The organism is Desulfocicer niacini, from assembly GCF_054657595.1.
Genome location: NZ_BAAHYK010000003.1, coordinates 1 through 13,496, shown reverse-complemented (window position 1 = coordinate 13,496; position 13,496 = coordinate 1). Strand labels below are relative to the sequence as shown.

The following is a 13,496-nucleotide window of genomic DNA, read 5'->3' as shown; positions in this document are numbered from 1 at the left end:
GTTGTGTAAATGGGTGGTGGGAAAAAAAAGACAGATCAGGTAGTGTTTTTGACAGAAAATGCCAGAACCGTTCTGGAAAGGCGTTATCTGAAAAAAGATGCATCAGGAAAAGTATGTGAATCACCGGAAGATATGTTCCGACGGGTGGCGGCCCACATAGCCCTGGCTGAAAAAAATTATGATGAAAAAGCCGATGTCCAGAAATTTGAGGATTTATTTTACAGCCTGATGGCCGAGTTCCGGTTTTTGCCTAACTCCCCAACACTGATGAATGCCGGAAGGTCTTTAGGGCAGCTTGCGGCCTGCTTTGTTCTTCCGGTGGCAGACAGTATTGACGGTATTTTTGGAGCGGTTAAAAATGCTGCCACCATACATAAATCAGGCGGTGGGACCGGTTTTTCCTTTTCACGGCTGCGACCTGCAAACAGCAAAGTCGGTTCCACCGGCGGTGTGGCATCAGGCCCGGTCTCATTTATGAAAATTTTTAATACGGCAACGGAACAGATCAAACAGGGTGGAACCAGACGAGGGGCGAACATGGCTGTCCTTCGGGTGGATCATCCGGATATCATGACCTTTATCACCTGTAAGAACAATAAAGAAGAACTTAACAACTTTAACATCTCCGTGGGCGTGACCGATAAATTCATGGCTGCAGTGGCACAAAAACAAGAGTATGACCTCATTGATCCCCATTCAGGGCAAATAAGTTCCCGCCTGAATGCGCCTGCTGTGTATGATGAGCTGATCAAACAGGCATGGGAGACGGGCGATCCGGGAATAATCTTCATAGATGAGATCAACCGGTTTAATTCAACTCCGGGTCTCGGAGAAATTGAATCAACCAATCCCTGCGGAGAGCAGCCGCTTTTGCCCATGGAGGCCTGTAATCTGGGTTCCATCAATCTGACCCGGTTCATTAAGGGAACAGAAAATCAACCTGAAATAGATTTTCAAAACCTTAAAGAGACCATTCACCTTGCTGTTCGATTCCTGGATAATACCATAGATATGTCCAGATATCCCATGGATGAGATCAATGAAATGGTCAAGGGAAATCGCAAAATAGGCTTGGGAATCATGGGGTTTGCAGATTTGCTATATATGCTTGACATTCCCTATGATTCAGAACAGGCCCTTGCCCTTGCTGAAAGCATCATGTCATTTGTTCAAAAAGAATCCCACAAAGCCTCCTGTGATCTGGCAAAAGCAAGGGGTGTTTTCCCCAATTTTGATAAAAGCATCTTTAAAGATAAAAAAGATCAGCAGATGCGCAATGCCACCACCACCACCATTGCCCCCACCGGAACTTTAAGTATCATTGCCGCTTGTTCCAGCGGTATTGAACCGGCCTTTGCATTGAGTTATGTGAGAACGGTGATGGACAATGACCGGTTGATTGAGGTGAACCCGATTTTTAAACGCCTGGCCATTGAGAAAGAGTTCTACAGTGACGCCTTAATGGGGGAAATTGCGGAAAACGGTACGATTAAAGGCAATTTTAAAGTGCCTTTAGAGATCCAAAAGGTTTTTGTCACCGCCCATGATATTAAACCAGAGCATCATATAAAAATGCAGGCCGCGTTCCAAAAGTACACGGACAATGCGGTTTCCAAAACGGTGAATCTCCCCCATGAAGCCACCCAAGAGGATGTCAGGTATATCTATGACCAGGCGTTTAAGCTGAAATGTAAGGGGGTTACCATATATCGGGACGGCAGCAAGGATAACCAGGTGCTTTCGGTTTCCAGTAAAGACCATAAGCCCGATGATGATTTTCTCAGTGCGGGTAAGGCCCGTCCCAGTGTCCTTGAAGGGTTCACCGAAATGATCAAGACCGGCATGGGAAATCTTTATGTGTCGGTGTCCGAGTACAATAATCGCCCTTTTGAGCTGTTTGCCATCATCGGAAAGTGCGGGAAATCCACCACGGCCAAAACCGAAGCCATTGGCAGGCTGATCTCCCTTGCCTTCAGATCCGGCATCCATGTGGAGGAAGTCATCAATCAGCTCAAGGGCATCAGCGGAGAGCATGCCGTGTTTCAGGAGGGCGGGCTGGTTCTTTCCATTCCGGATGCCATTGCCAAAGTGCTGGAAAAAAGATATCTGCCCAATGGGAATGGAAACGGAAAAAAACAGTATAAAAACACCCTTAAATCCGAGGTGTGCCCGGAATGCGGCCAGAGCATAACCTTTGAGGAGGGATGTAAAACCTGCCATTCATGTGGTTTTACTAAATGCGGGTAAACGGGGGGGCTCGGGCACTGGGCCAATTTGGGGAGGGCCAACTTGATTTTGTCTGCCCTGAGTTTTGCAGCGCCCATGAGAATGTATCGGGCTAACAGCCGGAGATTGTAAAGGTGATGAGCCGGGGGGACAGCGCTGATTCAATGATGAAAAAATTATCCTGTACATATATTTTTTTATCTTTATTCAGAGGTATTGTTTTGTTTGGAGGCATTGAAAACAGATATGCAAACGGAAAAATTTGATACCATCATCATCGGGGGAGGGCTGAGTGGGATTTATGCAGCCTTTCTGCTGGCGGCAAAGAACAAATCATTTGTTCTGCTTGAAGCCCGTTCCCGGGTGGGGGGCAGGATTTTAAGCCCGTCCCACCAAGGTTTTTTTACGGATCTGGGACCTTCCTGGTATTGGCCCATGATTAACCCCAGGGTAAAGGCGCTGGTAGAGGCTTTGGGTCTCAGGGGATATTCCCAGTTTGAGAGGGGGCTGGCAAGGTTCCAGGCAAAGGATGGGCATGCTGAAACCATTGATGGTTATCCCATGAATCCCCCGGGATGGCGCATTGACGGTGGCATGTTTGCCCTTGTAAAGGGGCTTTGTGAGCGGATTCCTGCAGATGTCATCCGGCTTGAGCATCCGGTAAGTGAAATTCAGCGGCTGGATAAGGGGGTGCTCCTCACTGTGGGTCACCATGACCAGGCACCCATGTGCCAGCTGCAGGCATCCCGCATCATTCTTGCCATTCCTCCCCGCCTGGCTGCCGGTTCCATCTTGTTTACCCCGGATCTATCCCATGGGCTTACCCAGGCCATGTTAAAGACAAGCACCTGGATGGCGGGGCATGCAAAATTCTTTGCCCTGTATGACAGGGCTGAGTGGCGCAGGATGGGGTTTTCCGGCCAGGGGTTCAGTCTGTGTGGTCCCCTGGGGGAGATTCATGACGGGTCAAGTGAGCTGAACAGTCCCTGTGGTCTGACCGGATTTGTGGGTATACCGGCATTGCGGCGTAAAAATAGCGAGGTCATGATCCCGGCCATACTTTCCCAGCTTTCTCTGCTTTATGGTCAGGAGGCCGGACGTCCCATCCGTGTCTATTATCAGGATTGGGCAAGGGAAGCGTTTACCGCCATCGATTATGACCAGCGCTCTGCCCACAATCATCCCGAATTTCAGCCGCCTTCAGGAGAAACAAGCATCTGGGATGGCCGTTTTCATTTTGCCGGGACAGAAACAGCAGTCCATATGGGTGGTTATCTTGAAGGTGCATTGGCGAGTGCGGAACGGGCTGTTTTATCGGCATTTTGAGAGCCGGGGCCATTGCTTTGCCATCCTTCATCTATCCAATATGTCCTGTGGGGCTGAATGATCTGGCTCCGGTGCCCCTTGGGGCTGTGCTGTCACACGGTCTTGAATCAGGCTTTTAAGCTACTCAAGAGTGTACGATGTGTTTGAAGAATTATAATTTTTTGGGTTATTTACCTGGAGATATTGTATTAAATCATGACCTTGATTGAAGTTGTTCTTATTGCCATGGGGCTTGCCATGGATGCATCAGCGGTTTCTTTGGCAGCGGCCGCAGCTGGCTTTGCCACCGATGCCCGGGCCATTTTTCGGCTATCCTTTCACTTCGGGTTGTTTCAGTTTTTGATGCCCGTCATCGGCTGGTTCATGGGTATTGCCTTTGTCTCGCAGTTTAAGGCTGTGGATCACTGGATTGCCTTCGTGTTGCTGGCAATCGTGGGGGGACGCATGATCCAGGAGGGATTGGATCACTCCTGCGATGCCCCGGTAAGTGATCCGTCCCGGGGAATGACCATGGTCATGCTTAGTGTTGCCACCAGCATTGATGCCCTGGCTGTGGGGTTGAGCCTTTCCATGCTGGAGGTGAGCATCTGGTATCCCAGCATCATGATCGGCATCATAACTTCAGCCATGTCATTTCTTGCCATCAAGCTTGGTACACGCCTGGGACTTTTATGCGGTAAATATATGACCGTTGCAGGCGGTGTGATTCTGCTTTTCATTGGTGGGCGAATTTTGTTTACACACCTTGAAATTTTTTGATGCGCATGGGGCTTTTATCCACAGGGGCACTCAAGGCAGTGCAGCTTTCTCTCATCGTGGTGGACCTGCTGATGCTTCCCGTGCTTATTATCATGGTCTTTTTCCTGATTTTGATTTGACATAAACTTGCATAAAAAAAACTTGCGGTTATTATCACTCTCTAAAGAGAGGTAAGGTTCGCGTCACCAATTGTGGATAGAAAAAAATTAGCATCGTTTATAAAATTCTAGATCAAAAGGTTTTGATTAAAATAATTGCCATTGGGAAGAGATGGATGCCTCTCAAAACGCTTTGGATCGAATTGATGCATGAAAAAATTAAAATACTAAAATACTAAAATATTGATATATTGATATATTGTTTGTGGCGCTAAGAGCGATAATAGCAAAAAGGAGAATCTTTATGTTGGTTGAGAATTACCAACTTGAAATTGTCAATTCCGAATGCATGCCCGGGGCAATGGGCGTTCATTGTTTTGCCCATCTGGATCAGGACGTTGCCGAGGCCATTCCCTATGTGAATGCCGTGCTGGGGGGCTCTGTTTTTATAAAATCTCCCCCGTCTGTGACCTTTAAATCCCAGGGAAAGTTGCTCACCATTCATCAAAAAAAGATCAGCGTCAATGCCTTAAAAGATGAAGCTGAAGCCCGTAAAATTGTCGAATGGCTCATACGTGAAATTAATGATGCCTGGAAAAACAGAGATAGCATTACACCCAGCTATGAAGCCATGCCCCAGCCAAAGCTCATGGAGATATTAAAACTGCTGCCCAAAACCAATTGCAGGGAATGTAAAGAACCCACCTGCCTGGTTTTTGCCACCCGTTTGGCTGAAGGGGCCAAGGGTGTGGAAGACTGTCCGCCCCTGACACCCGAGAACCGCAAAAAACTTGAGAGTTATCTTGGTGGGTTCAATTTTAATTTTTAAGGGTGTGATCCTTATTTTCATCTGCGGCAATATTTTTTTTGGGGCCGTGGAAACGGCTTTTCTGCCATATTTCAGTATAGCGGAAGGGGATAGATCATGCTTTTTTAATCTGACAAACGTGGTCTGTCCCCTTTAATTTTTGTTTTACTTTGAATGTTCGCTTGTTTTTGGGCGATGCATAGATATAATTTGTATATAAACTATATCTATGCTAATCAGTCAGAAAATTTCACAAACCCGTTAATTGGAGGGGCCTTTGGTATTTCAAGACTGTGTATGTTTCAAGCTGGGTAAAACAGTACGCCAGGTGACAAAGGCGTATCGCAAAGAAATTTCAAACTATAAACTGACCCACGGGCAGTTTTTCATGATGGTGGCAATTCTGGAAGAAGACGGTTTATTGCCAAGTGAACTTGCTGATAAGACCTCCCAGGATAGAGCTACAACAACAGGCCTGCTCGACCGGCTTGAAAAAGAGGGATGGATAGAAAGAAAAGCACACAAAGATGATCGCCGCTCCTTGAGAATATTTCTTACCCCCCATGCACATACTCATAAAGAGAATCTATTGAAACTTTTTGAGGAAACAAACCATAAATTTCTGAATCGTTTCAGTCAGGAAGAGTGGGGTCAAATGCAAAATTTTCTCCGTCGGCTGGAACAAATTAATGAAGCTGATCAGGTTCGTTAATTTGATCATGGGAGATAAGACAATGAAACTTAATCCGGAACATATCAAAGCAGTTCTTGAAAATATAAATAACGGCCCATTTTTTAAGCATATATCCATGCAGGTAACAGAATTGGGCATCGGTTATTCCAAAGTGGTCGCCCATATCAGTGAAAAACACATGAACCCTTTTGGTGGGGTCCATGGAGGCGTATTTTCTTCACTTCTTGATACAGCTGCCTATTGGTCTGCTTACTGTGATTTACAGGAAAGACAAGGTTTGATTACCATTGATCTAAAAGTAGACCTTCTTGCCCCGATTCTTGATAAAAAGATTACCGTAACAGGTAAAAGAATTAAATCAGGAAGAACCCTGTTTCTTACCGAAGCCCAGATGTTCAATGGGGATGGAAACATCCTTGCCCACGGGACATCAAAGTTGATGGTCACCCAGAATAAACAAACCATTGATGATGTCGTTGATTACCTCGGAACAGATCCATTACCATCAAAATTTTTAAGGAGATCCCATGCCGTTTAAAATTGTTGGCATTTCCGGAAGCCCTGTTAAACAAGGGAATACAGACAGCTTTTTATCAACTATCATAGACAATGCCGCAGCAAAAGGGCTTGAGACGGATATCGTAACCCTTGCTGAAATGAACATCAAAAATTGCATTCACTGTAACTATTGTCTCTCCAAACAAAAGCCGGGCAGATACTGTTCCCTTAATGATGATGCCCAACAGATATATGAAAAATTAGAAACGGCAGATATCATTGTATTGGCAAGCCCCGTGTATTTCATGCGGACCAGCGGGATGATGGCAACATTTATTGACCGCCTTCGGGTGTTTATTTTCGGGAATATTATCGGCGGGAAATTACGAAATAAAATAGGCATCAGTGCCGGTGTCTCCTGGTTGCGGCACGGGGGGATGGAGACAACACACCTTTCTCACATATTTGCTTTCATGACACTGGATATGATACCGGCAACGGTTCATTCCTCCATCAGCCCCATGGGGGCCTCTGCTGTGAGCAGCCAGCATGGAGAAGGTGTGTTTGACGCTTCTGTGCGTATTGGGGTAAATGAGGACCTGGCCGGAATTAAAACTGCCGGTGCACAACTATCCCGGGCTTTGGAACTGCTGGAACTGATTCATAAATAACGGTCAAAAATGCAAAAATGGGGAGAGACCACGTTTTTTGTATTCAAATCATCGTGATTTTGACCCTTTGCGTTTATGTCTTTCCATTGCAAGTCGTTCCTTTTTAAGTTCGCCAAGAAGGGCTGAAAGTGCCCATTTTTCTGAAAATGGTGTTAAGGTCGCCCACAACGGACGGGGCAGACCGGACGTTTTGTAAGAGGAGAGGGTTGCTTGAAGTTCTTGTTCCGTAATCCCGGACATTATTACAGCCCGGGCAATATCCGATTTTTTATTCTGTCCAGACTGATCCGGCCTGGTGAGTAATTCATCCAGAGGTTTCCCGGTATCAGCTGCTGTGGCAAAGGTCACGGAAAGAGCCGTAAGCGGGATATTGTCCAGCGCTTTCATTAGTTTTTCCTGTTCCAACGGTGTAAATCCACACGCCAGTATGGCCCTCGGGCCGTACATGGGTTCTGTGGATTCTCCGATTTTTGTAAATGTTCCTTTGCTCACGGTTTTCTCCTTTTTTTGTTGTGATCGTTTGGGGTTATTGCGAGTCCCAAGTTTTCATTGTTCATACCACATGTATTGGTTTGTTTCAATTTTAGGCGAATCTCCACAATGGGAATCTCCCATTCCGGGCAGGCGATGGCCGGCTGAAAATCGGGCTGGCAATCGGTTATTTTCCGCTGGACCATGGCCAGAACCTCTATTTTTTTAATCAAATTGCCTTTTTCGATCCAGCGAGGCCGGGCCTCCCGGGATAAGGCTGCAACCATAAGTCCATTTTCAGTACAGAGACCGACCATGGTTCCGGTTTGTTTCAACGTCAGTGTATCACCGGGGGTAAGTTCCTTTAATGCCGCGTGGATGGGATGAGCGGGTGACTGTCTGCCTGCATAATCCAGAAAGAGATCCTTCAGCGGAAGAATTTCGTAGGAAAGAATGGGAGCACATGGTGGCTCATCGGGCAACATGCTGACATCGGACCCTGCAAACAGGCTTTCATCAAGTCCGGTTTCACGGACCAGAATGTCCACATGGGGGTTTTTGCTCTCTTTCAGAGAAAAAATTCCCAGCCATTGTCTGGCCCGGGTCATGGCCACATAGTAAAGGCGTCTCTCCTCCTCCATCTCTTCCACCGTCCGGGGCCGGGTCCAGCCCCCGTCCAGTATGAAAACATGGGAAAACTCCATGCCCTTGGCACTGTGAACCGTGCCAAGGAAGATCCCCTTTCCCAGGCGCTGCTCCCGTTTCTGTTCCAGGATCAGCTGGGAAAAAAAGTGGTGAACCTGGAACAGGCTGATTTCACCGTCCCCGGTTTCCGCCGCCAGGGCTTGCAGTCCATCTTCTATGAATTGATGCCATGGGTTGATTTTTTCAGGATTGATGGGATGGTCATCCATGGTATCACATCTGTCTGGCAGGTTTTCTTTAACCGGATGTTCTTCAACGATTGCGGGCGGTTCATCGGCATCATTGGCATCATCTCCTGATGTGCCACTGGATGTGTCCGGTGAAAAAAGGGATGTAATGCGGTTGTCTGCCCTGTAGCGTGCCAGAAGTTGGGATGCCCGGGAAAAAATTTCAGGGTGGTCAGCGAGATCCCCCATGAAACAGGCAATTTCCCGGACCCGGAACAGGGAAAAACGGTTGGATCCGGTGAGGGGCAGACTCATGGGAACCCCCTGTGCCTCCAGCACCGTTCGTACGGCAAGAAGCATGGGAAGGGCCATGCCGTTTCTTGAAAGTATCGCCATCTGTTCCAGGGGTGGGGCAGGGTGTTTCCTTGTGATCTGCGCCAGGGCTGCGGCCAGCTGCCTTGCCTGATCCATCACATCCCGGACCTGGAAAAAGACCACTTCCCCCCTGCCACGTCCGGCCAGATACTGGGGGCTGATTTTCATGGGATACCCTGTTTTCATGCGTTCCCGGTTATGGGCGATAAGGGCGTTGCCAAGATCCAGAAGGGCAGGGCCGGACCGGAAATTTTCCGTAAGGTGGAACACCTCTGCCGCATAGTCTTCCTTGAATTTGCGGATGAATTTAACACTGGCATTTCTGAATCCGTAGATGGACTGATCATCGTCCCCCACGGCCATGATATTGAGTTTCCCTGATCCCCCTTCTTTGGTGTCGGATTCAAGGCTTCTGCCGGCCACGGCGGAGATAAGATCGTACTGGGTCTGGTCAATGTCTTGGTACTCATCCACCAGGATATGTTCGTACCCGGACAGAATTTTTTCCCGGATTTCGTCCATGTCCAGGCCGGGCAACTCTTTTTTACCTGACAAAATCGCTGTGGCTTCGGTGATAATGGTATCAAACCACTGGGTCAGGGATTGCTGCCGTGGGGTGTTTCCCTCCATGGTCATGCCGGGTTCTTTGCCGGTGATCTGCATGGCAAGGCTGTGAAATGTCATCACCGACACACCCCGGGCATCTCTTTCTATGAGATCCAGCAATCTTTTGCGCACCAGCACAGCGGCACTGTGGTTGTAGCATAACACCAGAATGGCTCCGGGTTTTATCCGTTTGACCCTCACCAGCCAGGCGCACCGATGCACCACCGTGCGGGTTTTTCCCGAACCCGGTCCGGCCAGCACCAGAAGATTACGATCCGGACGAAAGGTGACGATGCGCTCCTGGTCCGGGTGTTTGAGGCTGGATACGATTTTTTTAAACGAGGCTTCGCTGGTGGCCATTTTCAGCATCCCCTTTCTGCCCGGGAAAAACTTTTTGATGAACGCCTCGGTGTCCATGGAAAAATAGGCCAGGATCATGGCCAGGGCCTGTTGGAGCTTTTCCGTGCCCATACTGGCAAAGGCGTTCATGATGTGGATCTGGAATATGCGCTGGGTGTAATGCAGGGACAGGGGCTCAAAATCCGACCGGGTGTAACGTTTGGCTGCGTCGGTTTTGTCCATTTTCAGGGTCATGGCCTGGCGGAACACGGCCATGCCGTGCTGGAGACTGATCACCTTGTTGTCATGGAGAAACAAAAGACCTGCCTCCAGGGCCGCCATCATCTTACCGGGTTTGACATCAATGGTGGCAATGCTGGTGTTGAGATAGTGGGAGAGATAATCGTAGGAGAACTGAACCAGAATCTCCTTTTGTTTTTTATCCCCTGCCGGAGCGGCATCCCTGATGGCCTGGAGAAGCAGGGTTGCAAGATCGTGGCGTCGTTGGCTGATGGTCTCCATGGTGGCCCACTCCCGTCGCATGCGAAGCTGGCACATCTCTCGATTCTGGTAGGAGAGCTCCAGGCTGGGAACCGTGTTGCCAAAACCCCTGCCATCGGAGGACATGGTTTTTAAAAGCTGCTTGATGAGTTGAACACTGGTGCCCTCCACCCCCATATCCACTATTTTCTGGTTCATGGCCCGGAAGGTGAGGTGTACGGTTTCGCCGATCTCCACCAGGGGATACTCCTGGGACATCACCGACAGCATGGCTTTTTCCACCCTGCATACCTGATCCAGGGTATTTATGGCGCTGTTTTTTCCGGATTGTTTCAACCAGGCGGACAACATCATGCTGCTTTCAATGAGGCCTGCCTCTGCCATGTCATTCATCACGGATATGATTTTCCGGGTTTTACGGAACTCTTCCGGTAGCTGGGGGATCTGCCCCAGAGATTCACAGATTTGATCGGCATTGAGCCCCATATCCTTGGGCGCATTGATCAATGCAGAAAGGATGGTGGTCCAGATTTTCCGGTTCATGGTCGAAAGATTCAGGGCTTTCATTCTCAGGGCGGCCTCTTCCATGTCCAGGAACTTGGGTTTTCCCTGGAACACCGAGGTGCGGTTCTCCTCCCGGGATAAAAATCCCCCCCGCTCCAGCCAGGAGATGGCGGTTCTCACCCGGGTGTCATAATCCCTGTCGGACAGGTCAAATCCGGTATCCACACGGTTGTCCCGGAGAATCTCCCCGGCGGTGATCACGATGTCTCCATCCCGATTCCGCCGGGCCTTTCGGATACCCTTTAATATCTGGGAGATATCCCGGGTGGTGAGCCGGGTGGAACTGCTGAGTCGAAATTGCTCTTCAATGTCATTTTCATCGTACAAAAGGATGCACCTTGCGTCCTTGTTGTCCCGTCCGGCCCTTCCTGCCTCCTGGAGGTAATTTTCCATGGATCCGGGGATGTCATAGTGGATCACAAGACGCACATTTTCTTTGTCAATGCCCATGCCAAAGGCGTTGGTGGCGGCAATCACCGGAATGAGTCCCGAGATAAACCCCTCCTGCACCTCTCGTTTTTCCGGCGGTGTCATGGTGCCGTGGAAAAAGGCGGCCTGCCAGCCTTTCCGGTTGAGATATTCGGATACTGCCTGGGTTTTTTTCCGGGTGGCGCAGTAGACAATGGCGGCCCCGCTGCTTTCGTGGGGCAGGCGATGTTTGAGCATCGCATGGAGGGTCTCAAGCTTTTCGTGGGCAGAAACCGCATGGATCTCAATGTGAAGGTTGGATCGTTCCACCCCGCCCTGGAACAGGGTCAGATCAAGGTTGAGCTCGTCCTTGAAGTGGCCTACGATCTCTTCCACCACCTCCTGCCGGGCCGTGGCCGTGAAGCAGGACACCGTGGACCTCAGTTTTTCCTTTGACGCGAACTCCCGGATGAACCGGGAAGCATAGAGATAGTCCGGTCGAAAATCATGGCCCCATTTGGAGAGGCAGTGGGCTTCATCAAACACCCAGCAGCGAATCTGCCGGGTGGTGAGAATTTTTCTCACCGAGCCATTGCGAAGCTGTTCCGGAGAAATGTAAAGGATGCCGATGTCCCCCATGGCCACCCGGTCCATGACCATGCCCCGTTCCGGCGGTGTGAGAAGTCCGCTGATGGCGGCAGCGGCCATGGCGCCTGTGCTGATGTTGAGATTGTCCACCTGATCTTTCATCAGGGCCTGGAGGGGGGAGATCACAACGGTGAGGCTGCCGGTGTTGAAATAGCCTGCCAGGGCCGGGATCTGAAAACAGATGGATTTCCCCCCGCCGGTGGGCAGAATGGCAAGCAGAGGGGTTCCTGCAAGACCGTGGGTGACAATGTTTTCCTGGAGTGGAGTGCCGTCGGGAAGTTTACGGTAGGACGGGAAGCCAAAGAATCGGGTCAGATGTTTCACCGGATCATGGGTGGTGGTGCAATGGGTGCAGGTTTTGTCCAGACAGGGTTTCTCCCGGAGCCCGGAGAGGAGAGAAACAATGTCGGGAAACTGTTTTCTCACCCAGGCCGGCAGCACGGAATTGCCCCCGGATACCTGCAGCCAGGCCAGGGCATAGGAGAGGATGAACCGCAGGTGGGGCGTTGTCCAGAACTCTAAAAAAAGCGGTTCCCAAAAAGTGTTACACACGTTGTTTCGGGTTTTTTCCCGGAAGATATCCATGGCCCGGTCCCGGGTGATCAGGGCCGTTGCCCCGCATAATTCAAGACATGCGGCAAGGCCCCGGCCAGGTGGCGAAAATGCTTTGCCAGGGGATACCTGAAAAAAACTTGTTGCTTCAGGCAGTTCCATGTGTTGAAAACAGGCCCGGTAAAACAGCAGCAACTCCCTGTCCATGGCAGAAAAGGCATCCACCTGATCCCGGAGCAGGATGGCGGCTAGCCGGGCATCGGACACCGGGTTGTTGATACTTTCCTTCACCAGCTTGTAATTTTTCACCAGCCGATGGTAGGGATTCCGGGGAAAGGCCAGGGGGGAGAGCCACAGGGTGTCAATGATGGGTTTCTTAAAAAGAGCCAGGTCCGGGGCCTTGTGGGCCATGATCGGCAGATCATGGAACAAAATGTTGTGACCGGCAATGTATTGGGTCCCTTGGGCAAAGGCATCCAGATCCCTAAGGGCGGTCAGGGTATTAAACCGTCCTTTTCTTTCAAATATATCATCCCCCCGCACGGCCCCCATCTGGATGATCTCCCCCTGGGGGATCATTTCCAGATCAAGGAAGAGGGTATTTTGTACATCAACCGAGGCATGGGCCTTCATGTCAGCATGGGCATCGTTATTCATGGAAAAGGTTTACCAGTAAGGCATCTGTTTGATCAAGTGTTTACTGTTTCTTCCGCAAAGGAAAACAGGTATCCTTCCAAAGTACTTTTAGGGTGATATGAAGGATGCCGGAAAACATATTCTTTCTTGACCTTGCACTTAAATGTATTTACAACTTCCCCATTGTTTTATTCAGGCTTGCTTCTGAGTTCGCCCACCCAAGTGGTCGAAGTCAGGGCCATGCCCCTTTGTTTATAACCGCCACGGGCGGACCTTATTCTCACCCGGTTCCGCCCACAACAAAGCATGAAAGTAATGTCAGGCAAGCTTGGACTTTCTTATAAAACATGCATGGCAGTAAACACCTGCCACAACGAAAATTGAAACTCTCATCATTGCAGTACCTTGGACGGAGTTTCATATAACGGCCATGTCCTGACGGAC

The 13,496-nt window shown here is 49.5% G+C and carries 9 protein-coding genes; 7 read left to right on the top strand and 2 right to left on the bottom strand.

Annotated features, from left to right (window positions below):
• The first annotated feature begins 9 nt into the window (after positions 1-9).
• The 7 genes from ACYQ2M_RS02040 (at position 10) to ACYQ2M_RS02010 (ending at position 7,080) form a co-directional block, all read left to right on the top strand.
• On the top strand, positions 10-2,247 hold the full coding sequence (locus ACYQ2M_RS02040; RefSeq protein ID WP_459914641.1) for a vitamin B12-dependent ribonucleotide reductase: 2,238 nt from the start codon (positions 10-12) through the stop codon (positions 2,245-2,247).
• A 225-nt stretch (positions 2,248-2,472) separates the two neighbouring features.
• Positions 2,473-3,552: a flavin monoamine oxidase family protein gene (locus tag ACYQ2M_RS02035; protein WP_459914640.1), complete on the top strand. Its 1,080-nt coding sequence runs from the start codon at positions 2,473-2,475 to the stop codon at positions 3,550-3,552.
• Between the two features lie 195 nt (positions 3,553-3,747).
• Entirely contained in the window at positions 3,748-4,311 is a 564-nt protein-coding gene (locus tag ACYQ2M_RS02030) for a manganese efflux pump MntP (RefSeq protein ID WP_459914639.1), read from the top strand.
• A 402-nt stretch (positions 4,312-4,713) separates the two neighbouring features.
• Positions 4,714-5,238 carry a (Fe-S)-binding protein gene (locus ACYQ2M_RS02025; RefSeq protein WP_459914638.1) on the top strand — a complete coding sequence of 175 codons (525 nt, stop codon included), beginning with the start codon at positions 4,714-4,716 and terminating at the stop codon, positions 5,236-5,238.
• Positions 5,239-5,494: 256 nt separating this feature from the next.
• Entirely contained in the window at positions 5,495-5,929 is a 435-nt protein-coding gene (locus tag ACYQ2M_RS02020; RefSeq protein WP_459914637.1) for a MarR family winged helix-turn-helix transcriptional regulator, read from the top strand.
• Positions 5,930-5,951: 22 nt separating this feature from the next.
• Positions 5,952-6,449 carry a PaaI family thioesterase gene (locus ACYQ2M_RS02015; protein ID WP_459914636.1) on the top strand — a complete coding sequence of 166 codons (498 nt, stop codon included), beginning with the start codon at positions 5,952-5,954 and terminating at the stop codon, positions 6,447-6,449.
• On the top strand, positions 6,439-7,080 hold the full coding sequence (locus ACYQ2M_RS02010; RefSeq protein ID WP_459914635.1) for a flavodoxin family protein: 642 nt from the start codon (positions 6,439-6,441) through the stop codon (positions 7,078-7,080). Before ACYQ2M_RS02015 ends, ACYQ2M_RS02010 begins: the two co-directional genes overlap by 11 nt.
• Positions 7,081-7,128: 48 nt before the next feature.
• On the opposite strand, the gene ACYQ2M_RS02005 is transcribed toward ACYQ2M_RS02010, so the two are convergent.
• Together ACYQ2M_RS02005 and ACYQ2M_RS02000 are read right to left on the bottom strand one after the other, a co-directional pair.
• Positions 7,129-7,572: a DUF3783 domain-containing protein gene (locus ACYQ2M_RS02005; RefSeq protein WP_459914634.1), complete on the bottom strand. Its 444-nt coding sequence runs from the start codon at positions 7,570-7,572 to the stop codon at positions 7,129-7,131.
• The gene (locus ACYQ2M_RS02000) at positions 7,569-13,073 is read right to left on the bottom strand and encodes a RecQ family ATP-dependent DNA helicase (RefSeq protein ID WP_459914633.1); all 5,505 of its coding nucleotides are present in this window, start codon (positions 13,071-13,073) and stop codon (positions 7,569-7,571) included. The genes ACYQ2M_RS02005 and ACYQ2M_RS02000 overlap by 4 nt, the downstream gene beginning before the upstream one ends.
• Between the last annotated feature and the right edge of the window lie 423 nt (positions 13,074-13,496).

Excerpts from the sequence above, each read along its gene's own strand:
- ACYQ2M_RS02040 (WP_459914641.1), top strand. The coding sequence starts at position 10 with ATGGGTGGTGGGAAAAAAAAGACAGATCAGGTAGTGTTTTTGACAGAA.
- ACYQ2M_RS02035 (WP_459914640.1), top strand. The coding sequence starts at position 2,473 with ATGCAAACGGAAAAATTTGATACCATCATCATCGGGGGAGGGCTGAGT.
- ACYQ2M_RS02030 (WP_459914639.1), top strand. The coding sequence starts at position 3,748 with ATGACCTTGATTGAAGTTGTTCTTATTGCCATGGGGCTTGCCATGGAT.
- ACYQ2M_RS02025 (WP_459914638.1), top strand. The coding sequence starts at position 4,714 with ATGTTGGTTGAGAATTACCAACTTGAAATTGTCAATTCCGAATGCATG.
- ACYQ2M_RS02015 (WP_459914636.1), top strand. The coding sequence starts at position 5,952 with ATGAAACTTAATCCGGAACATATCAAAGCAGTTCTTGAAAATATAAAT.
- ACYQ2M_RS02010 (WP_459914635.1), top strand. The coding sequence starts at position 6,439 with ATGCCGTTTAAAATTGTTGGCATTTCCGGAAGCCCTGTTAAACAAGGG.
- ACYQ2M_RS02000 (WP_459914633.1), bottom strand. The coding sequence starts at position 13,073 with ATGAATAACGATGCCCATGCTGACATGAAGGCCCATGCCTCGGTTGAT.